General features: G+C 48.6%; 18 protein-coding genes. 6 read left to right on the top strand and 12 right to left on the bottom strand.

The genetic code is table 11. From position 1 onward, the window contains the following. The first annotated feature begins 6 nt into the window (after nt 1-6). The 3 genes from HP399_RS23145 to HP399_RS23135 all read left to right on the top strand — a co-directional run bounded on the left by HP399_RS23145 (nt 7) and on the right by HP399_RS23135 (nt 5,559). Nucleotides 7-1,467 carry an aldehyde dehydrogenase family protein gene (locus HP399_RS23145; RefSeq protein WP_173619177.1) on the top strand — a complete coding sequence of 487 codons (1,461 nt, stop codon included), beginning with the start codon at nt 7-9 and terminating at the stop codon, nt 1,465-1,467. A 740-nt stretch (nt 1,468-2,207) separates the two neighbouring features. Continuing rightward, nucleotides 2,208-4,145, top strand: coding sequence for a sigma-54-dependent Fis family transcriptional regulator (locus HP399_RS23140; protein WP_173619176.1), 1,938 nt, complete (start codon nt 2,208-2,210; stop codon nt 4,143-4,145). An 88-nt stretch (nt 4,146-4,233) separates the two neighbouring features. Then, entirely contained in the window at nt 4,234-5,559 is a 1,326-nt protein-coding gene (locus HP399_RS23135; RefSeq protein WP_173619175.1) for a serine hydrolase domain-containing protein, read from the top strand. A 108-nt stretch (nt 5,560-5,667) separates the two neighbouring features. Here HP399_RS23135 and HP399_RS23130 read toward each other — a convergent pair whose 3' ends face one another. Continuing rightward, nucleotides 5,668-6,003, bottom strand: a complete 336-nt coding sequence (locus HP399_RS23130) for a DoxX family protein (protein ID WP_173619174.1) — start codon at nt 6,001-6,003, stop codon at nt 5,668-5,670. 86 nt (nt 6,004-6,089) lie between these two features. Beyond that, on the bottom strand, nt 6,090-6,515 hold the full coding sequence (locus tag HP399_RS23125) for a MarR family winged helix-turn-helix transcriptional regulator (protein WP_173619173.1): 426 nt from the start codon (nt 6,513-6,515) through the stop codon (nt 6,090-6,092). 209 nt (nt 6,516-6,724) lie between these two features. Between HP399_RS23125 and HP399_RS23120 the strand changes: the two genes are divergently transcribed. Genes HP399_RS23120 through HP399_RS23110 form a run of 3 tightly spaced genes read left to right on the top strand, consistent with a single transcriptional unit; the run spans nt 6,725 to nt 9,846 of the window. Next, entirely contained in the window at nt 6,725-8,044 is a 1,320-nt protein-coding gene (locus HP399_RS23120; RefSeq protein ID WP_173619172.1) for an ABC transporter substrate-binding protein, read from the top strand. 18 nt (nt 8,045-8,062) lie between these two features. Continuing rightward, nucleotides 8,063-9,013, top strand: a complete 951-nt coding sequence (locus HP399_RS23115; protein ID WP_173619171.1) for a carbohydrate ABC transporter permease — start codon at nt 8,063-8,065, stop codon at nt 9,011-9,013. Beyond that, nucleotides 9,013-9,846 carry a carbohydrate ABC transporter permease gene (locus HP399_RS23110; protein ID WP_173619170.1) on the top strand — a complete coding sequence of 278 codons (834 nt, stop codon included), beginning with the start codon at nt 9,013-9,015 and terminating at the stop codon, nt 9,844-9,846. The genes HP399_RS23115 and HP399_RS23110 overlap by 1 nt, the downstream gene beginning before the upstream one ends. Here the strand turns inward: HP399_RS23110 and HP399_RS23105 are convergent. From HP399_RS23105 to nikC, 10 genes are all read right to left on the bottom strand, one after another. Beyond that, on the bottom strand, nt 9,843-10,721 hold the full coding sequence (locus HP399_RS23105; RefSeq protein ID WP_173619266.1) for a phosphotransferase family protein: 879 nt from the start codon (nt 10,719-10,721) through the stop codon (nt 9,843-9,845). The two genes, HP399_RS23110 and HP399_RS23105, sit on opposite strands and share 4 nt — an antisense overlap. A gap of 72 nt (nt 10,722-10,793) precedes the next feature. Further along, nucleotides 10,794-11,240 carry a hypothetical protein gene (locus tag HP399_RS23100; protein WP_173619169.1) on the bottom strand — a complete coding sequence of 149 codons (447 nt, stop codon included), beginning with the start codon at nt 11,238-11,240 and terminating at the stop codon, nt 10,794-10,796. Between the two features lie 134 nt (nt 11,241-11,374). Beyond that, complete coding sequence (locus tag HP399_RS23095; protein WP_173619168.1) at nt 11,375-12,268, bottom strand: DMT family transporter; 894 nt, start codon at nt 12,266-12,268, stop codon at nt 11,375-11,377. A 22-nt stretch (nt 12,269-12,290) separates the two neighbouring features. Beyond that, nucleotides 12,291-13,619 carry a sodium:solute symporter family transporter gene (locus HP399_RS23090; RefSeq protein WP_173619167.1) on the bottom strand — a complete coding sequence of 443 codons (1,329 nt, stop codon included), beginning with the start codon at nt 13,617-13,619 and terminating at the stop codon, nt 12,291-12,293. Then, the gene (locus tag HP399_RS23085) at nt 13,616-14,320 is read right to left on the bottom strand and encodes a response regulator transcription factor (protein WP_173619166.1); all 705 of its coding nucleotides are present in this window, start codon (nt 14,318-14,320) and stop codon (nt 13,616-13,618) included. Before HP399_RS23085 ends, HP399_RS23090 begins: the two co-directional genes overlap by 4 nt. Nucleotides 14,321-14,324: 4 nt before the next feature. Next, nucleotides 14,325-15,113: a sensor histidine kinase gene (locus HP399_RS23080; protein WP_173619165.1), complete on the bottom strand. Its 789-nt coding sequence runs from the start codon at nt 15,111-15,113 to the stop codon at nt 14,325-14,327. 95 nt (nt 15,114-15,208) lie between these two features. Continuing rightward, nucleotides 15,209-16,204 (bottom strand): ABC transporter ATP-binding protein, encoded by a 996-nt coding sequence (locus HP399_RS23075; RefSeq protein WP_228088325.1) that lies wholly within the window; start codon nt 16,202-16,204, stop codon nt 15,209-15,211. 2 nt (nt 16,205-16,206) lie between these two features. Further along, the gene (locus HP399_RS23070; RefSeq protein WP_173619164.1) at nt 16,207-17,229 is read right to left on the bottom strand and encodes an ABC transporter ATP-binding protein; all 1,023 of its coding nucleotides are present in this window, start codon (nt 17,227-17,229) and stop codon (nt 16,207-16,209) included. A 12-nt stretch (nt 17,230-17,241) separates the two neighbouring features. Continuing rightward, complete coding sequence (nikB, locus tag HP399_RS23065; RefSeq protein WP_173619163.1) at nt 17,242-18,162, bottom strand: nickel ABC transporter permease; 921 nt, start codon at nt 18,160-18,162, stop codon at nt 17,242-17,244. Between the two features lie 13 nt (nt 18,163-18,175). Further along, a complete protein-coding gene (gene nikC, locus HP399_RS23060; RefSeq protein ID WP_173619162.1) occupies nt 18,176-19,075 on the bottom strand; it encodes a nickel transporter permease in 900 nt (299 codons plus the stop codon). Nucleotides 19,076-19,227: the final 152 nt, after the last annotated feature.

Raw genomic sequence — 19,227 nt, 5'->3', positions numbered from 1 at the left:
CTTCATATGAGCAACATTTTCAGCGAGTACACAAAACAATTCATTGATGGCGAATGGCGAGAAGGAAAGAGCCAGAATAGCTATACTAACCGCAACCCATACGATCAATCCGAGCTGGTGAGTATCAAGCTGGCTACGGTTGAAGATGTAGAGCAGGCGTACCGATCTGCAAAAGCAGCACAGAAAGAGTGGGCAAAAACGAATGCGTACGTTCGCTCTGGCATCATTCACAATATCGCAGCAGTGGTAGAAAAAAATCGTGAGCTGCTCGTGAATATTTTAGTCTCCGAGACAGGCAGCACATTTGCAAAAGCAAACGCGGAAGTTGATTTTGTGGTCGGCGATATCAAGGAATATGCTTCCTTGCCATTACGGATGAAAGGCGAAATATTGCCTTCCTTCATTCCGGGCAAAGAAAACCGCGTCTACCATCTGCCAGTTGGGGTAGTAGGTGTAATCAGTCCGTTTAACTTCCCACTGTATTTGTCTATCCGTGCCATCATCCCTGCTCTGGCTACTGGTAACGGCGTTGTGGTCAAGCCGGATCTGCAAACATACATCTCCGGTGGATTGGTCATTGCGAAGCTACTTGAAGAAGTTGGACTGCCAAAAGGCTTGTTTAACGTAGTCGTTGCAGATATTGCGGAAATCGGCGATGCCATGATCGAAAATCCGATTCCAAAAGTCATTTCCTTCACAGGCTCTTCCGCTGCTGGTCGTCGAATCGGCGAAATCTGCGGCAGAAACTTGAAGAAAGCTTCTTTGGAATTAGGCGGAAACAACGTGATGATCGTCCTGGAAGATGCAGATGTCGAGCAAGCAGCAAGTGCGGCTGTCTTCGGGAAATTCCTCCACCAAGGACAAGTTTGCATGGCGTTGAACCGCATTATCGTTCATCGCAAAATCTATGATCAATTTATTGACGCTTTCGCGAAAAAAGCTTCCGTCATCCAAGCGGGCAATCCAGCAGACCCGAATACCTTTGTCGGTCCGCTTATTAACGAAAGACAAGTGGATAAAATTCAAGGCTTGGTCGATCAATCAATCGAGGAAGGTGCGCGTGTCATCAAACGCGGTGAAGTAAAAGGCACACTGATGGAGCCAGTGATTCTGGCAGATGTCACGAATGATATGGCGACAGCAAAGAATGAAGTATTCGGTCCTGTTGCCAATATTTTGCCGGTGGATAGCGAAGAGGAAGCAATCCGCATCGCAAACGAAACAGATTTTGGCTTGAGCGGATCTTTGTTTACACGGGATTTGGAGCATGGCGTAGAAGTCGCTCTGCAAATCGAAACAGGTATGATGCATATCAACGATCAAAGTATCAATACCGAGCCGAACGTACCATTTGGCGGAGAAAAATCATCCGGCCTGGGACGCCATGGCAGCGACTGGTCTCTGCATGAGTTTACGTCTCCACGCTGGGTATCCATTCAGAAGGAAACTCGTCCATTTCCGTTTTAATAGATAAAAGCCAAATCCCTTCCGTTCAAAAGACCGAAGGGATTTGTTTTTTTAAGTAGCTGTAGTGGGGGAAGAAGCGCATTTCCAGTCTACGCTTCGGCCTACGCCCCGCTGTAGGTATGGCTGTTCGCTCCGGAAAAAATGGCAGGAGCGCTTCAAACGTAGAAAGTTTCGAGGAAGTAATCCATAAGTGAAGCTGAAATTCCCTGCCATTTTTTCCTACGCTAGGGCGGGCTCCAGAGGCGCTTGGACTGGAAATGCGCTTCTTCTACGCAGCTTCTGTCAGCTTCCTCGTTAGTTCATTCATGAGGGAATGCAATGATCTTACACAAGTTTAATCATCGTAGTATCTACGAAGTGCAACCTGAACAATAATCTTATAAGCGAGTACAACCACTCAAGCTGGTAAGAGAAAAAAGAAGAAATAAGCGAAAGTCTTTGGGATACCAACCGAAGCGTAATGGAAAAAGGGAAACCTGCCTTTAGCGTCCACCTCTGAGACGCTCCTTAGATGCGCGACTTTGGACGCGGGTTTCGTTTTTTCCATGGAGCTGGGCAGAACTGCCTCACGGCAGGTAGACCAAGAACTTGAGCGTTTTCTTCTTTTTTCTCTTCACCACTAAAGTCTGGACCAGGGTCTTGCAGGTCTTTGAAGCTCATTACTGGCAACAGCTGTAGAATGCCATACGGTATAGAGGTATAATAAAAGAAGGAGAGATAACTAGATGGGAGGGTAGGCTATGTACAAAAATCGGATGAATGCCAGAGAGACGTTTCTCTCTGCTGGACAAGTGAAGGCTGATGTTCCCGTCAGTATTTCAGAGTCGTGGAGCAGGAGCCTGTCCTATAAAATAGATCCGAATTTGCGAAAAACGCCTGAAGTACTCAACCAAATGGATGTCCACATACTACAGGAATCCAGCTTGTTATACCATGCATATCAATCGATTATCCCAAAGATCCAATCTTTCATTCATACAAAATACTCCATCATGCTTGCAGATCATAAAGCGAGATTACTCCATGTCAATGCCGACCACCAATTGATGGAGCTGTTAACCAGCTTCAATGCAGTTCCAGGCGGAGTGTGGAGCGAGGAGCTATGCGGAACGACTGCGTTCGGCACCACCCTCGTGGCGGGGCAGCCAGTCGTCATCCATGATGCACAACACTTTTGTGAGAGCTGGCAAAACATTTCCTGCGCGGGTGTGCCGATTTTTCATCCGATCACGAAACAGGTGATTGGCGTATTGGATTTGACGAGCTTTGCAGAAGACTTTCCTGCCCATGCCTTGGTCTTAACACAAACGGTTGCGAAAAGCATGGAGATGGAGATTTTCAATCAGCTTCAAATTCATCGGCTGTATCTCGAAAATACGTTTTTAGAAAAAGAGCTGTCCATTACCAATGATTTACTGGTGGCCATTGATTTGGAGGGGCAGATCGTACGGAGCAATGATCCGACTACGAGCGACCAGCAGGAGTGGTGTAACAGATTCGACTGGCAGCGCTTCTTCCAATCTTGTCAGGAGCAATCCGACCTTTCCTTGTTATCCACAATCGTTCCGGCTGAGCGGCCTTTGCCTTTTTCTCCCGATCCTGCTACAGGCAGACTTCAGCTCGTGTACTACAAAAATCGGATGATCGGTGCGCTTATTCAAATGCGCCGCCAACCTGCGCGTTCTGCGAAAATCGTTGAAATTGCTGACAATCCATCCCAAAACCGTGGACTGGCTATCAAGGGAACTACGAAAGAAATGGTGGGAGAGTCACCACAGTGGCTTGGTTTGCTGCAAAAATTGGACAAGGTCGCTGGGCGTAATATGTCTGTGCTCTTAATCGGGGAAAGCGGAACAGGGAAAGAAGTACTATCCCAGTACATTCACGACCATAGCTTGCGAAGACATAAGCCTTTTGTTGCGGTAAACTGCGCCGCTTTTGCCCATGATCTGGTCGCGAGCGAATTGTTTGGCTATGCGCCGGGGACGTTTACGGGCGGCTTGAAGGAAGGGAAAGTGGGGCTGTTTGAAGTTGCGGACGGGGGCACCTTGTTCCTGGATGAAATCGCGGAGCTCCCACTGCCGATTCAGGCGATGCTGCTGCGCGTATTGCAGGAGAAGCAAGTGACCCGCATCGGAGAATACAAGGCTCGTCCTTTGGACATTCGGATCGTTGCTGCCAGCAATAAGGATCTGAAAAGAATGGCTGACGCCGGACAATTCCGTTTGGATCTCTACTACCGATTGAATTCGATAGAACTAAAAGTCCCACCACTGCGCGAGCGAAAAGAAGACATCGTCCCGATGGCCGAACACTTTTTGGGCGCTCACAGACACGGATCATTTGCATACCGCTTAATGCCCGATACGATGGACGCACTGCGATTGTACGATTGGCCAGGAAATGTCCGTGAGCTGAAAAATGCGATCGAGCATGCTGTCGTCTTTGCAGATGATGACCGGATCTTCCCATGGCATATACCGGATATGATCCAAGAGTCAACAGGGACAACGGAAGACAGCAAACGGCTTTTGCAGCCCACGCCGCTAGATGATGAACGTACGCAAATCGTGGATGCATTGAACGACAGCCGCTATAACTACACAAAGGCAGCGAAGCTGCTGGGGATTTCCCGGGGCACGTTGTACAATAAAATGAAAAAATATGAGATTACGTAGAAAAGGAGTGTTCCTAAGGCATGTTGAATGGCTTTGGGAACACTCTTTTTGCTAACTAGAATCTTATAGCCAAAGGCAGGGGAATGGAATGGACCACGCAAGCGTTTCAGCTCTAGAAGCATTTGTGCAGCAGTTTATGGAGAAGGAAAAGGTGCCGGGCCTCTCCGTTGGTATCTCCCGGGATGGTGAGACCATCTATCAAAAAGGCTTTGGTGTCACCGATCTGGAGACGAACCAGTCAGTAACACCCGAGACCATTTTCGGTATTGCTTCGGTTACCAAATCAGTTACGGCTGCTGCCATCATGCAGCTAGTGGCAGAAGGCAAGCTGACAGTTGACGACTCAATTCGCAGCTATTTGCCTGATTTACAAGTAAAGGGGGACATACATACTGACAAAATCACAATTCACCATTTGCTCTCTCACACTTCAGGTGTTCCACCGCTGCTGCGCCGTGAAGAACTAACGAGACTCCCCGAGCATATTGCCTATTTGAACGAAGTCCAATTTGTCCCCCTTGGTGCGCCGGGGGAGTATATCAGTTACAGTAATGACATGTTTCTCCTGCTAGGAGCTATTATCGAGCGTGTCACTGGGCAGCGCTACCGTACCTCTGTAACAGAACGCCTGCTAGCGCCGCTCGAAATGAATCGCTCGACCTATAACCTGGAAGAAGTCGCTCGCTTTTCCGATGTCTCCGTCCCTTATGTAAAAGGGGAGGAGCAGCAACTAAAAAAGGTGCCGTGGCCCACGCTTGGCAATTATGAAGTGGGGGGAGGCATTCGCTCCAATGTCGTTGATTTGCTGAAATACGGTCAGCTCTATATCAATGCCGGTCGCTATAAAGAGAAGCAGGTAGCAGATGGAGCCTCGCTTAGAGCCATGTGGCAGCCGGTTTATCGACTGACAAAAGACGCCTGGTATGGCTATGCGCTCAAAACAACCCCCAATTATGCAGGAATAACGCTAGTTGAGCATGGGGGCGGTCAGCCAGGGGTGTCGTCGAACTTCGGGTTTGTACCAGAAAAAGGTCTAGTCGTCACCGTTCTTTCCAACCTGGAAAACGTGCCGATCCGGGGCGTATGGCTGGCTGCTGTGAATGCTGCCCTTGGTTTGCCGCTTGCACACAAAGAAGACGAAGCTCCGCTCTATACGCCAACGAGAGAAGAGCTAGAGAAGCTCGTCGGGACGTACGCGTCAGGGGAAGGCGGAAGATTGCGACTCTTCCTTCGAGACGAAGCTCCTGTTGCAGAGGTAGCTGGTATGGAGTACGAGTTACGGGCCAGCAGCCACGATACGCTGATCGATGTACAAAACGGTCAACCGCTCCGCTTCTTTTTCAAAGAACAGCAGCAAGCATGGGCAGTCCTCATGGGGCTGAGAATGCTTTGTAGGAATGAAAACAAGTCCTAGACTGACTCAATAAATGAAACGGCGGCGACCTAAGACATGATAATAATGTCTTGGACTCGCCGCTGTTATGACTGTATCCTTAGTTTGGTTGAGATTCCCCTGCCTAGACTAAAAATGATACGTTGAGATTAAAAAGGACAGAAAGGAAAGAAGAAGCGCCGGTATTGCTTTCGGAAAAGGATCTCTAGCAATCACGAGTAGGATGAAGGCAGCTACCAACATGGTCACGCCTAAAAGTAATCCTGATAGTAACGCAGCGATCGAAAACCATATTCCAATAATCAAGCCAATGGAACTGATGATTTCAATAAAGCCAGTTAAGAAGTTAAAGATGGGAGGGAGTCCAAATCGATCAAACTCATTCGCCATTTTACCGGAAATAATTTTTGTACCTGTAAACATAAAGAAGATCGCAACAATGACTTGCAAAACGATTAAGATCATGACGGCTTCCTCACTTTCGTTATTCCGTATCAAATTGAATATATGCTATAGCATGTATTTGATGGAGAAAGTATCTGCATCTCCATTTATTCATCTTTTACTACTTGGTATAGTTTGTCGAGCAATGCATGCAATTCTGCAATCTCTACATCGGTAAGGTTTTGCGTTACATGGTTATGCGCTTCGGTAACAACGGGTAGAAGCTTTGATTTTAGCTCCATCCCTTTGTCACTCAGCAACAAGTTATGAGAGCGTTTATCCGCGTCATTTAAAGTGCGAATGACGATTCCCTTTTTTTCAAGCGAGTAAATCATTCTGACGACTGTGGTTTGATCGCGGTCAATAGCATCTGAAAGTTCTTTTTGTGTTATCGCTCTTTCTCCTTCCATTACACTAAGAATTCCCCATTGCTCTGGCGTGATCTCAAATTGTTTTAACCTCTTCTTAAAATAGTTCGTCATTTTCATATCTGTACGGTGAAGAAGAAATCCAGTCAGATTGAATAATTCCATAAAGAATCCAAACTCCTTCGTATACATGCTGTAGCATATAAAATGCTAACTTATTTATTCCAGTTAGTCAAATAAAAGAGTGCCGGGAAAGCCTCACTGAAAAAAGAGTAAAGAAAACGAAAAAACTGGTAAAAATATTAAAACTCATAATTCAGAATATTTAATATAATACGAACTGTCTTACAAAAAGATCATGAGGGGGTTCGTGTATGGGATTTCGTTCCTGGATTTCTGTGGCGCTCCAATTAACGATGGCGACAGCATTGCTTGTAGGCTGTAGTCAGCCGACGGCCACTCCTGACTCAGCATCGTCGTCAGGTACGAATGGCGTCACGCTAAAAATGGTCGAGAGCATTACTAGCCCACAACGAACTGCGCTGTTAAAAGAAATGCTAGCCCAGTTTGAAGCGAAGAATCCGGGGATCAAAGTCGATCTGATTTCACCTCCATTTGAAGGAGCGGATCAGAAGATCACACAGATGCTGATGGCAAAAGAAGAGCTGGACGTACTAGAGGTTCGCGAATTTAATGCCAAGCAGTTTTCGATGAACGGCTTTATTGAAAATTTGAAGCCCTACACAGACAAATGGCAGAATTACGATCAGCTGACCGATGTCGCCAAACGTCGAGCCACTTGGGTGGACAAAACTCCTTATTACATTCCGAATGGACTATACCAGCGCGTCTTGTATTATCGGACGGATTGGTTTAAGGAAGCAGGGATCGAGGTGCCGAAGACGTGGGATGAGCTCTTGGTCGCAGCTAAAAAGCTGACGGACCCAGCCAAAAACCGCTACGGGTACAGCTTCCGGGGAGGTGCGACTGGGTGGGATTATGCGTTGATCACCATGTGGGCCTATAACGGGACAGAGGTCGACCCTGACTCAGCCTTTTTCATGAAGGATGGACGCACGCTCTTCTCCACGCCACAATCACTGGAAGCGATGCAGTATTATAAACAGCTTTACAAGGAAGCCTCACCAAAAGATTCGGTGAGCTGGGGCTTTCAGGAGATGGTACAGGGCTTTGTAGCGGGTTCGACTGCCATGCTGATTCAAGACCCTGACGTCATCGATGGAGCCAAGGAGAAGATGCAGGAAGGGACGTGGGCGACCGCTCCGATTCCGATTGGTCCTTCAGGTGTCGCGCAACAAGTAGTCGGTGGACCAGGCTGGGGGATGGCTTCGTACTCGAAGCACAAGGAAGAGGCGTGGAAGCTGATTGAATTCCTCTCTGATCCTGAACAGAGCACTCATTTTGCGAAAAAGACTTCCACGATTCCTGTCGTGAAGAGCGCGGCAGAAGATGAGTTTTACAAGTCAGGTTACTTCCAGCCGTTTATTGAGATGAGCCAGCAGCCAACGAAGTTCCTCGATGTTTCACGTCCTGTGGATTACAAAGGCTGGGGAGCTTGGCAAAGCACGGCGGATAAAGATATTCAAAGCTTTTTGCTCGATCAGCTCACCGCAGAGGACCTGTTGAAAAAATGGGATCAATACTGGACGAAAGAAAAAGACGAGCGAAAGTAGACGTGGGGGGATGGTAGCTTGGACACACAAAAACCCATCGTCATGACGACGAAGCAGGTTGTGCCGGAAGGGAAGAAATCGTTCCAGATCTCCAAAGAAGGTCGCTTTATATTTTTGTGCTTGTTGCCCGCCCTTTTGTTTGTTTCGGTCTTTACGTATTATCCACTCGTGCGTGGAATCATCATGTCTTTTCAGAACTACACGCTCTTTGACTTGATGAATATTCAGTTCATCGGGCTGGACAACTTTGTGAACGTATTGACAAGCCCAGACTTCCCGCGAGTTGCCATGAACAGCTTTTACTGGGTGTTTTTCTCCCTTGTCTTTCAATTGCTGTTTGGCTTCATGCTGGCCCTCTTGATGCGTAAAAAATTTCGCGGGAGAGGGATTTATCAGGCATTTGTCTTTTTCCCGTGGGCGATGTCCGGCTTTCTGATTGGGTTGATTTGGCGGTGGATGTTCAATGCCCAGTTTGGCGTCATTAACGATTTGCTCTTGAAAACGGGCCTGATTGATGCGCCGATCTCCTTTTTGGCGGATGGCGCTTGGGCGATGGCTGCTGTCATTATCGCGAATATATGGTATGGCGTCGCGTTTTTTGCCATCATGATCCTGGCAGCCCTGCAATCGATTCCTGAGGAGCTGTACGAAGCAGCAGCGATGGACGGAGCGGGACGGATTCAGCAGTTTTGGAGAGTGACGCTGCCGTATATCATGCCTACGATGCTGGTGACGATCCTGTTGCGGGTGATCTGGATTCTCAACTTCCCGGACATTATTTACGCGATGACAAATGGAGCTCCTGCAGGCTCCACGCATATATTCGCTACCTACATGATCGATAAAGTCATCTTTGGACAAGACTACGGGCAAGCCTCGGCAGTGGGTGTCATCATCGTGCTGATTTTGATGTTATTCACGATCTTTTACGTGAAAGCGACCAAAGTAGAGAAGGGAGGGGACTTCTGATGCACCGTGAACATCTAGGGTGGAGGACTGGTAGAGCGATTGTATTGACCTTGTTTCTTGCGTTCGCGATTTTCCCGCTGTATTGGATTATCATTACGTCGCTCAAAGGTCAAAAGGAAATCTTTTCGCTCCCGATTCAATATTGGCCGGAACAGGTGACACTGATCAACTACTTGGAGATCTTTCAGATTTCCCACTTTCAGGTATATATCTGGAACAGCTTTCTCGTTTCCTTGGTCGCTTCGGCTATGGTCGTGTTCATCTCGATGCTCGGCGGTTACGTGTTGGCCCGCTTTTCGTTTCAAGGGAAGCGGCAGGTGATGTTCGGATTTCTCGTCACCCAAATGATCCCGATGTTCATTGGCATGGCGCCGTTGTACATGATGATGTCCAAGATGCACATCTTAAACAGCCTGTTTTCGTTGATGCTCATCTACACGGTCATGCTGATTCCATTTTGTACGATCATCATGTCTGGCTTTTTTCAACGGATACCCAACGCCTTGGAGGAAGCAGCGATGATGGACGGCTGTTCCCGGTTGAGCGCCCTGTTTCGCGTCATCGTGCCGATCATGCTCCCCGGAATTGCGGCCACGTTTATTTTCGCCTTTGTGCAATGCTGGAACGAGCTGATTATGGCAGTTCTGTTCATTGATGAAGAGTCGGTCAAAACGATTCCCGTCGCGATGAATGCCTTCATCAAAAAGTACGATATCGAGTGGGGAGCGATGTCGGCAGCTACGGTGCTGTCAGTCATCCCGACGATGCTGCTGTTTGCCTTTTGCCAAAAGTACTTGGTGGAAGGGCTCACGCAGGGTGCCGTAAAAGGCTAGATGTAGTCCCGCATGCCGGCTTGGTACGCTGTCTCATCATCTTTTTCCAAACCGAACAGCGCTTCCTCCAAGGCAAATGTACTGCGGTAAAATCTCATCCTTGTCATCACCTGCTCAAGCTGGGGGTACACCGGAGTGAAATGCTGCAAAAACGGTTCCCCGTAGCTTGCGCAGAGTCCTGCGAGGTCGTATGCCGGATCGCCCACACCCGAGCCGCCAAAGTCGATGATGCCTGTGATGCGTTGTTTTGCCGGGGAGTACAAGATATTCCCTGTGCCGAAATCTCCGTGAGTCAAGCAAGGCTGAAAATCAAAGTGGGCAGGGTCAGCCAGATACGATTCGAACCGCTCTGCTACATCCTTTTTCGCTTGCTCACGCATGGCTGGGAACAATTGCGATACAATCTGTTCATACAGCTCAGTCAACTGCTTGGCCATGTCAAAATCGCCAGGGATAAGCTCCGGGAGCAAGGAGGAGACGGGAAGCTGGTGTAGTTCATGAAGAAATTGTGCCAGCTGGGCAGCGACAGTCGGTACCGAGTTTTGACGAGAGGCTGCTTGAAAAGCTTCTCGGGTAAAAGGCTCACCTTCGAGTAGCGGATATCCGGCAAACACCTTCCCAGGTAGTTCCTCAGCAAAGGACAAATAGATCGGAGCTGGAATCGGCAGGGAGAGATATGATTTTACCGTACGTAAAATGTTCGTTTCGACCTTCAGTTGCTCGATTCCGGCGGTATATTTCGGGAAGCGAAACACGTACGCGTCATTGACAATGAGCACATCATTGTTTTGACCCATTTCGTTAAAGTAGGCGGAAGTGATGGTCAATTCTGGATACGTTGCTTGAATGTGTTGGATATACGCTTGCGTTGTCATCATGATTCTCCTTCCAATACCCCGCATTTCGAAAAAAGAGCACTCTCCCCTAAGGAAAGTGCTTTTTTGTATTTACGATGCTGCCAGTTGAAATCTGACAAGCGTTTCTTTGGTGTCTGCGAGCTTTTCTAGTTCAACAATTCGCCAGTTAGGGGAGATTGTCCTGCGCATCCACGCCAGTGCATCGTCTGGTAAGCGAACGTGGTGCAGCGCTGTTTCCTCGACTTGATAGTCACGCTCCGCTTGGATGTTGTAGCGTTTGTTCAGCAAAAATTTGATCCCGTTAAAAGTGGTGAACTTGATCTGGTAGCCTTCTCGAATCGCAGCTTCCAGCGTAGAGGGATCATTTTTGGACAGCTCAAAGAGATGGGTGTAATCGTATTTACCGCCCTCCACGTCCGAAAAAGGCGCAGGGTCACCTGTTCTCAGCTTGTGGATGATTTCTTCCTCGACGAATCCATGGGCACGGGCTGCCTCTAACAGCATCGTTTCCCACTGGGATAGTTTTACGGTAGACATGGACTGTCCCCTCCTCTTATCACGATGTAACGGTACAGACTCGCCCGCTTTCTTCTAGTATAAAGCAACGAAATTGTACTTCTCAACTACAATTCCGACTGTTTTAGTATGAAAAGTGCGGCGAACTGCTTTGCTCAGGATGAAAACGAGGAGAGCTTCTTCTTTTCACGCGGCTCCTTGGAAGTTGTGGTCAAGGACACCCCAGCGATGATGAGAATCGCACCGAAAAATTGTACAGCTGTTACAGGCTTTGCCAGCAATAATAAGCCAAAAAGCATGGCAATAAAAGGTTCCAGATTGGCAAACATCGCGGCTTTGGCAGCGCCCACCTTCTGTAGTTGACTGTTCCAGATTAGGGTCACAATGCCGTGCATGACGACAGCGGTGACAAACAAGAGAAGCCAGGATGAGAGGCTGGTGCTTACCGTGGCCGCAGGAATGCTGATCAGAACAAAAGGCAGCATCGATCCGAAGCCGATCAAATTGGATACGAGTGTCGTCACGAGTGGAGGGAGTCGATGTCCCAACAACCTGACGAGTATGATCGAGGTAGCGAACGTCAGCATCGTCAATACAATCCAGAGGATACCGACATCAAAATGCAGCTCTGCCCCTGTATAAATGACGAATAAAACGCCTGATGTTCCGATCACCGAACCGATTGCCATGCGGCCAGTCAGCGATTCTTTCAAGAACAAGGCAGCCAAGAGAGCCGTTGTAATCGGCGTCAGCGCCAGGATCAGGGCAGAGGTGGTCGGATCAGCTGTAACGAGACCTTTATAGAAGGACCACTGGTTGATGAATACGCCGACAACTCCCAGTACCGCGAGCAAGAGCCAGTCCGTACGAGAGAGCTTTGGCATTTTTAGACGCCTTCTGGACCAAATGAGCAGAAACAACACGATAAACAAGAGACGCATAGCCGACAAAAAGAGCGGAGAAAACTCGGCGACGAGCATTTTCCCGAAGACGAAATTGCTGCCCCAAGCGGTTACGCAAAAAATGAGTAGCAAGTAGGAGCGTAGCATAGGATTCGTTCCTTCCTGTGGGTCAGCGAGTGTGATCCGGCGTTCGGATGTACCGTTTCCATAGCCAGGTCATGGACAAGTAGGCCGTTAAGACCAGAGCTGTACATAAGGAGGCAATCCAGATTGCCATCATCGGATCGACGTACATCCGGCTGCTATAGCCTGCGACGAATCCCATTACTGCGCTGATCAAAATGAAAGTAGGTGCCTTCCCCTTCGTCAACACGATGACGACGACAGGCAAAAACAGCGAGGCATAAATAATGCCAAAGAAGAACAGCAAATCCAGCAAGGTCGGCTGAAAGTAGATCGTCAAACCATACGAAAGCGCGCCGATGGCAATGGCAAGGATGTAGCCCAAACGGATTTTTTGCCGTTCAGAAGAGTCTGGGCGGAACAGTTGATAGACGTTGTTGACCATCAGACTGATCATAGAATGAAGACCTGCACCAAAAGCGGACATGATCGCACCAAAGGCACAGAGGACAAATAATACAAGCAATATCATCGTGTCAATCTTGCGTACGAGATCAAACAACAGCGAGTAAATATCATCAAAGCCGCCCGTAAAAAGAACGATGATGATCAGCGAGGAAAACGCCAGTGGTACGGTGGCAAAAATGAGTCCGGACACCAGAAAGGTAGGGACGATCTTTTTCTCTTCCATCATATAGAGCCGCTGCCACGATGCCTGATCGACAAACACTTGACCAAACCCAATTAACAGCCCGGTAATGATAAAAAAAAGACCCTCGTTGTTGTTGAGCACCAGAAGGTAAGGATGGTAAAGGCGCAGTCCGTTATAGACGTGCTCGACCCCTTTTCCAACGAAAAAGTAGACGGGAATCAGGATGATGGCCGCAAACGTAATGACAATTTGCACGATGGCAAAACGATGGATCGAGCGGATACCTCCGATGCCTGCAAACAGCACACAAAATCCAAAAAAACAGAGCAAGCCGAGCGGGATCGGTAAGCCAAACAAGATGTTCAGCAATACGCCCCCAGCCATTCCCTGGACGAACATCGCTTCAATCGTGGTAATCAAAAGGATGATGATCATCAACCAGTAACCAAAAGGATGCAGCTTGTCCCGCATGTAATCCCCGATGGTCATCCCTTCTGATAACTCACGGCGGACCTTACGCCCAAGCAGTCCAAACATACTGAGGGCAAATGCTCCCATCAAAGCGAAGCCGATCCCGCCAAATATCCCGTATTTGACGAGTGCTTCCGGTGAACCGAAGATCGTGTTTCCGGTCACCCAGCGGGCGAGGATCGAGACGACCCCAAGCCCAATGCCGATCTTTGCTGCACCTACCATGTATTCGCGAAACGATAAGTAGGTCAAGATACATTCCCCTTGTCCCGGTATTCTTTCGGGGTTTTCCCCACTACCTTGCGAAAAATGGTGCTGAAATAGTGTTGGCTGTTGAAGCCAGTTCGCTCGGCAACCGTCGATATGCTCCAATCAGGATGAGCGATCAGGAACTTCTTCGACATTTGAATGCGGTACTGCATTAAATACTCAGAGAATGAGACGCCTACTTCTTCATGAAAACGGCGGCTCAAATAGGTAGGATTGATATGGACTTCTGCGGCAAGATCAGCCAAATTCAGCTTCTCCGCGAATTTTTGATGAATGATGTTCATCGCATCGGAAATAATTCGGGTGTAAGCGGAGAGGGCAGGGCTCTTCTGATATTTTTTCAGAATGTCGACCAGCTCGCTCTCAATGACGGGCTTCGTGATGTAATCCACGACACCGAGACGGATCGATTGCTTGGCATAATGGAAATCTTGATAAGCCGTGACAATGATGAGCTCGATGTCTTTGTGCTGGGCTCTCAGCTCTTCGCCAAGCACCAGCCCGGATTTCCCCGGAAGATTAATGTCCAGAAAGGCGAGATGAAGAGGAACCTTCTGGCTGATCGCCATGGCTTGACTGCCATCTGCGGCCTTGTAGAATTTCCACAAGGGGAACATGGGCTGAATCAAATACTCGAGTTGGTCCAGCTCCAACGGTTCGTCATCCACGAGTAGTACGTTCATCTTCTCACCTCAGATCGATTTGTTCATACGTACAGGGCCACCTGACAGACACAAGAGTTCCTCCCTCAGATATCGGAGCAAGCTCCAGATGTGCATGATCACCAAAACAAAGGTGGAGCCGCCTGCGGATGTTGTCTAACCCGTGACCGCTCTCCTCATGTGGCTGTTCAGTTTCGATCTCACTTTCATTCTGGAATGTTGTGAGTCCGGAAGAACCGTTGTCGATGACCGTAAGCAGGACATCGTCATCTTTTCGGCTTATGTGGATGTCTAAGGTAGCTTCGCCCATTTTTCGTTCCAATCCATGCTTAAATGCGTTTTCCACGAGCGTTTGCAAGACGAATGGCGGAATCGATGCTTGTAAGAGATCCTCTGCACAATCTAGCTGAATCCGGAGCCGATTGCCGAAACGCAGCTTTTGAATCTCCAAATATTGTTCCGTGTACGTAATCTCCCGCGCCAATGAAATCAACGGCTCAGTGGATTTGTATTTAAATTTGAGAAACTGGGAGAGGACTTCGAGCGCTCTCACCAGTTCCTTCGTTCGGTTCAATCGCGCCAGACTCAGAATGACATTTAACGTATTAAACAAGAAGTGAGGCTGGATTTGTTGATTCAACTGATTGTAGAGCGCTTGCTGTAGCTCTTTTTCCAGCTCGATCTTCAGATTCTTGTTTTCTAACAGATCAATCCGCTTCTCGAAAATGAACAGAAACAATAAAGCAATAGCTCCTATAATAGGAGCCAAAATAAACAGTAGAATGAGCAATGTGAAACCTTCGAAGCTTATCATGAGATCCCTTCTGTATGGATAGATTTTGCAGTTACCATCATATCATGCTGCTTCGTTATCGCTTGCGTTTTTAGAAAATTTTAATCTCTCTATTACTAGACTTGGATGATGTGGCAGGCGACTTGATGCGTGTCGTGCAGGCTGGTCAAGCCAGGTACTTCTGTTTTGCAGCGATCAATCGCATACGGGCAACGCGTATGGAAGCGGCAGCCCTGCGGAGGATTGATGGGAGAAGGTACATCTCCGCGCAGAATGATTCGCTCCTGCTTTTTGTTAACGTCTGGCACCGGGATCGCAGACAAGAGTGCCTGTGTGTAAGGATGCTGCGGGTTGTCGAACAGCGACTTTTTATCCGCGATCTCTACCACTTTACCGAGGTACATCACCATGACGCGATCCGAGATGTGACGAACGACGCCGAGGTCATGGGAGATGAACAAATACGTCAGCTTGAACTGTCTTTGCAACGATTTCAGGAGATTCAGCACTTGAGCCTGAATGGATACGTCGAGTGCCGATACGGCTTCGTCACAAATGATCAGCTTTGGTTGCATCGCGAGGGCACGGGCAATCCCGATCCGTTGGCGTTGTCCACCGCTGAACTCGTGCGGGAATCGGTCAATTTGATCCGGACGCAAGCCTACATAGCCGAGCAGCTCGATAATGCGCTCGCGGCGTTGATGCGCAGGTACGATATTTTGGATCGCCAACGCTTCCCCGAGAATAGCGGATACAGATTGGCGCGGGTTGAGCGAAGCAAATGGGTCCTGGAAAATGACTTGCAAATGCTTGCGCATGTCGCGCATTTGCTTCTTGGACATCGCCAGCAGATCTTGTCCTTCGAATAATACCGTTCCGCTCGTCGGTTCATCTAGACGGAGGATGGCACGACCGGTAGTGGATTTGCCACAACCGGATTCGCCTACAATACTCAGTGTTTCTCCTTCATGGATCGTGAAGCTGATGTCATCCACGGCTTTTACATGGTTGACGGTACGGCCTAAAATGCCGCCTTTGATCGGGAAGTGCTGCTTGAGATTTTTAACTTCGAGCAGTGGTTTTTTTGTTGGATTCGTTTGTGTCGTCATCATGGTCATACCCCCACTTCCGTAGCAGTCTTGGTGTCGCCGTCCCACTCTGACGTATACATCCAGCAGCGTACTTTGCTTCCGTCTGCATACTCCAAGAGCTCAGGAAGCTTCGTATTGCACAGCTCTGTTGCATGCGGGCAACGTGGAGCGAATCGGCATCCAACTGGCATGTTGAACGGACTTGGAACGTTCCCTTTAATCGCTTGCAGCTCTTCCACGTCCTCATCCAGACGGGGGAGGGAGTTCATCAGCCCTACTGTATAGGGATGGCGTGGATTCGCGAACAGATTTTGTGCAGTCGTGTACTCCACGACTTTTCCTGCGTACATGACCGCAACGCGATCGCATGTTTCAGCAACGACGCCAAGATCGTGAGTAATCATGATAATGCTCATGCCCATTTCGACTTGTAGCTTTTTCATCAGCTCGAGAATCTGAGCCTGAATGGTAACGTCCAAAGCCGTCGTCGGTTCATCCGCGATCAAAATTTCCGGGCGGCAGGCGAGAGCCATCGCGATCATGACGCGTTGGCGCATACCACCAGACAATTCATGTGGCTCTTGAGTCGCGCGTTTTTCTGGGGAAGGAATACCGACCAAACGCAGCATGTCGACTGCTTTGTCCCACGCTTCCCTACGTCCCATGTTTTGGTGCAGACGCAATACCTCTGCGATTTGTTCCCCAACCGAATAAACCGGATTAAGCGAGGTCATTGGTTCTTGGAAAATCATTGAAATCTCGTTGCCGCGGATCGAGCGCATGGCTGACTCGGATTTCTTTGTGAGGTCTTGCCCTTTGAAAAGGATTTCTCCTCCTACAATTTTTCCCGGAGGGCTGGCAATCAAACGCAGGATCGAGAGGGAAGTGATACTTTTTCCACAGCCCGATTCTCCTACCAGACCTAGTGTCTCTCCTCTATTTAGAGAGAAATCAACGCCGTCCACTGCTTTACTGACGCCATCTTCTGTGAAAAAATGCGTTTGCAGATTGCGAACGTCCAGGATGATATCTTGTTGTTCCGGCATGGTGATCCCTCCTTAGTTCAGATCAATTCGTTTATTGAAGTAGCGATACAATACATCGACGAGCAGGTTCACGAACACGAAGATAATGGAAGCGATTAATACGCCGCCTTGTACGACAGGTAAATCACGCATGCGGATCGCATCGACGATCAGACGACCCAAGCCGTTGATGGCAAATACAGATTCTACGAGAACCGTACCACCCAAAAGGAAACCGAACTGCAAGCCAACGACGGTAATAATCGGGATCAACGCGTTTTTCAAAGCATGCTTGTAAATGATGACTGTTTCACGCAAGCCTTTTGCTTTCGCAGTGCGGATGTAGTCTTGACGTACGACGTCGAGCATACTGGAGCGAGTCATACGAGCAACGATGGCAGCCCCAGCGGTACCGAGTGTGATCGCTGGCAAAATCATGTGCTTCCAAGTGCCCCAGCCTGCGACCGGGAAGAGTTGCAACTTGACGGAGAACGTGTAGATCAAACTCAAGCCGAGCCAAAAGCTTGGCAAGGATACACCGAGCAAGGCAATAACCATGATCGTGATATCAGCAGCAGAGTATTGCTTGGTAGCAGAGATGATCCCTGCGATCATTCCGAGTACAACCGTTACAAAAATACTGGCAACGGCGAGCTCGATGGTAGCAGGCAGGCGAGCCATGATCTCATCCCACACGGGAAGATTGGAGCGAAGTGATGTACCTAGATCGCCTTGGAACACGCTGGCGACATATTGCACGTATTGAACCATGACCGGCTGATCCAAGCCGAGCTGTGTACGCATTTTTGCAATCGTTTCTTCAGAAGCGCCTTCACCAGCAAGCAATACCGCCGGGTCGCCAGGAACCATTTGCATGATCAAAAACACGACCAGAATGACACCGAGCAGGACGGGAATCATCTGCAGCAGGCGACGGATAATGTAAACAAACATGTAGCATTCCCTCCTATTGTTTCATTCGTGGATCGAGAGCGTCCCTGAGGCCGTCCCCAAAGATGTTGAAGCCGAGAACAAGAGTTGCAATAGCGAAACCAGGGAACATGGCCAGATGCGGAGCGGTAAACAAGAAGTCGCGTCCGTTACTGAGCATGGCGCCCCACTCCGGCAGAGGAGGCTGTGCTCCCAGTCCGAGGAACGAGAGGCCAGCGGCGGAAAGAATCGCAGTAGCTAGGCGCATCGTTGCCTGTACAATAATAGGAGACAAAATGTTTGGAAAAATGTGTCTAAAGATAATCGTGAAGTCATTAGCACCGAGTGAGCGGATCGCATCGATGTATTCCAGCTTTTTCACAGTCAGGGTAGAACCGCGAACAATCCGTGCAAATACAGGGATCGAGAAGATACCGACGGCGACCATGACATTAAAGAGACTCGGCCCTAAAGCACTTACGATGGCCAAAGAAAGCAGGATTCCCGGGAAGGCGAGCAGGACATCGATGATACGGGAGATAACTGTATCTACCCAGCCCCCGTAATAACCGGATAATAATCCGAGAATAATTCCGAAAAATGCACCAATAAAGACGGCGACAAATCCGACGGACATCGAGAGCTGTGTTCCGTATAAAAGACGGCTCATTACATCCCGACCTTTGTCATCGGTACCCATCCAGTGTTCAGCAGATGGTGGCTTCAACTTGTTAACCAAGTCAATCTCATATGGATCGTAGGGAGCGATGAATGGTGCCAACAGGGCAATCGCGATATAAAAAATCACGATACAGCCACCTACCATGGCGAGTTTGTTTTTTCGTAATTTCCTGTAAAAAGTCCGCCATCTACTAGGGCGTGCAGCCGCTGCTTTCGGCGGAAGAGCTTGATTGGTTGGTGCGATCTCAACCTTCATGGTGTAACCCCTCCTTTGCTTACGTCAAAGTTATCAGAAAAATGTACGAAGTAAAGGCAATTTGAACAAGTCGTAAAAATAGTGAAAATAGACGTAAAGATTGTGCAAATCAAGTCTTCCAGCTTCCTAGATAATGGGGGAGAAAGGAATGG

The sequence above is a fragment of the Brevibacillus sp. DP1.3A genome (genome assembly GCF_013284245.2).
Classification (GTDB): Bacteria; Bacillota; Bacilli; order Brevibacillales; family Brevibacillaceae; genus Brevibacillus.
The sequence above is the reverse complement of the archived record's forward strand: the minus strand, read 5'-3'. Positions and strand labels throughout refer to the sequence as shown.

Excerpts from the sequence above, each read along its gene's own strand:
- HP399_RS23095 (WP_173619168.1), bottom strand. The coding sequence starts at position 12,268 with ATGCTACGCTCCTACTTGCTACTCATTTTTTGCGTAACCGCTTGGGGC.
- HP399_RS23100 (WP_173619169.1), bottom strand. The coding sequence starts at position 11,240 with ATGTCTACCGTAAAACTATCCCAGTGGGAAACGATGCTGTTAGAGGCA.
- nikC (WP_173619162.1), bottom strand. The coding sequence starts at position 19,075 with ATGAAGGTTGAGATCGCACCAACCAATCAAGCTCTTCCGCCGAAAGCA.
- HP399_RS23145 (WP_173619177.1), top strand. The coding sequence starts at position 7 with ATGAGCAACATTTTCAGCGAGTACACAAAACAATTCATTGATGGCGAA.
- HP399_RS23120 (WP_173619172.1), top strand. The coding sequence starts at position 6,725 with ATGGGATTTCGTTCCTGGATTTCTGTGGCGCTCCAATTAACGATGGCG.
- HP399_RS23110 (WP_173619170.1), top strand. The coding sequence starts at position 9,013 with ATGCACCGTGAACATCTAGGGTGGAGGACTGGTAGAGCGATTGTATTG.
- HP399_RS23125 (WP_173619173.1), bottom strand. The coding sequence starts at position 6,515 with ATGGAATTATTCAATCTGACTGGATTTCTTCTTCACCGTACAGATATG.
- HP399_RS23105 (WP_173619266.1), bottom strand. The coding sequence starts at position 10,721 with ATGACAACGCAAGCGTATATCCAACACATTCAAGCAACGTATCCAGAA.
- HP399_RS23130 (WP_173619174.1), bottom strand. The coding sequence starts at position 6,003 with ATGATCTTAATCGTTTTGCAAGTCATTGTTGCGATCTTCTTTATGTTT.
- HP399_RS23070 (WP_173619164.1), bottom strand. The coding sequence starts at position 17,229 with ATGCCGGAACAACAAGATATCATCCTGGACGTTCGCAATCTGCAAACG.
- HP399_RS23075 (WP_228088325.1), bottom strand. The coding sequence starts at position 16,204 with ATGATGACGACACAAACGAATCCAACAAAAAAACCACTGCTCGAAGTT.
- HP399_RS23085 (WP_173619166.1), bottom strand. The coding sequence starts at position 14,320 with ATGAACGTACTACTCGTGGATGACGAACCGTTGGAGCTGGACCAACTC.
- HP399_RS23135 (WP_173619175.1), top strand. The coding sequence starts at position 4,234 with ATGGACCACGCAAGCGTTTCAGCTCTAGAAGCATTTGTGCAGCAGTTT.
- HP399_RS23140 (WP_173619176.1), top strand. The coding sequence starts at position 2,208 with ATGTACAAAAATCGGATGAATGCCAGAGAGACGTTTCTCTCTGCTGGA.
- HP399_RS23080 (WP_173619165.1), bottom strand. The coding sequence starts at position 15,113 with ATGATAAGCTTCGAAGGTTTCACATTGCTCATTCTACTGTTTATTTTG.
- nikB (WP_173619163.1), bottom strand. The coding sequence starts at position 18,162 with ATGTTTGTTTACATTATCCGTCGCCTGCTGCAGATGATTCCCGTCCTG.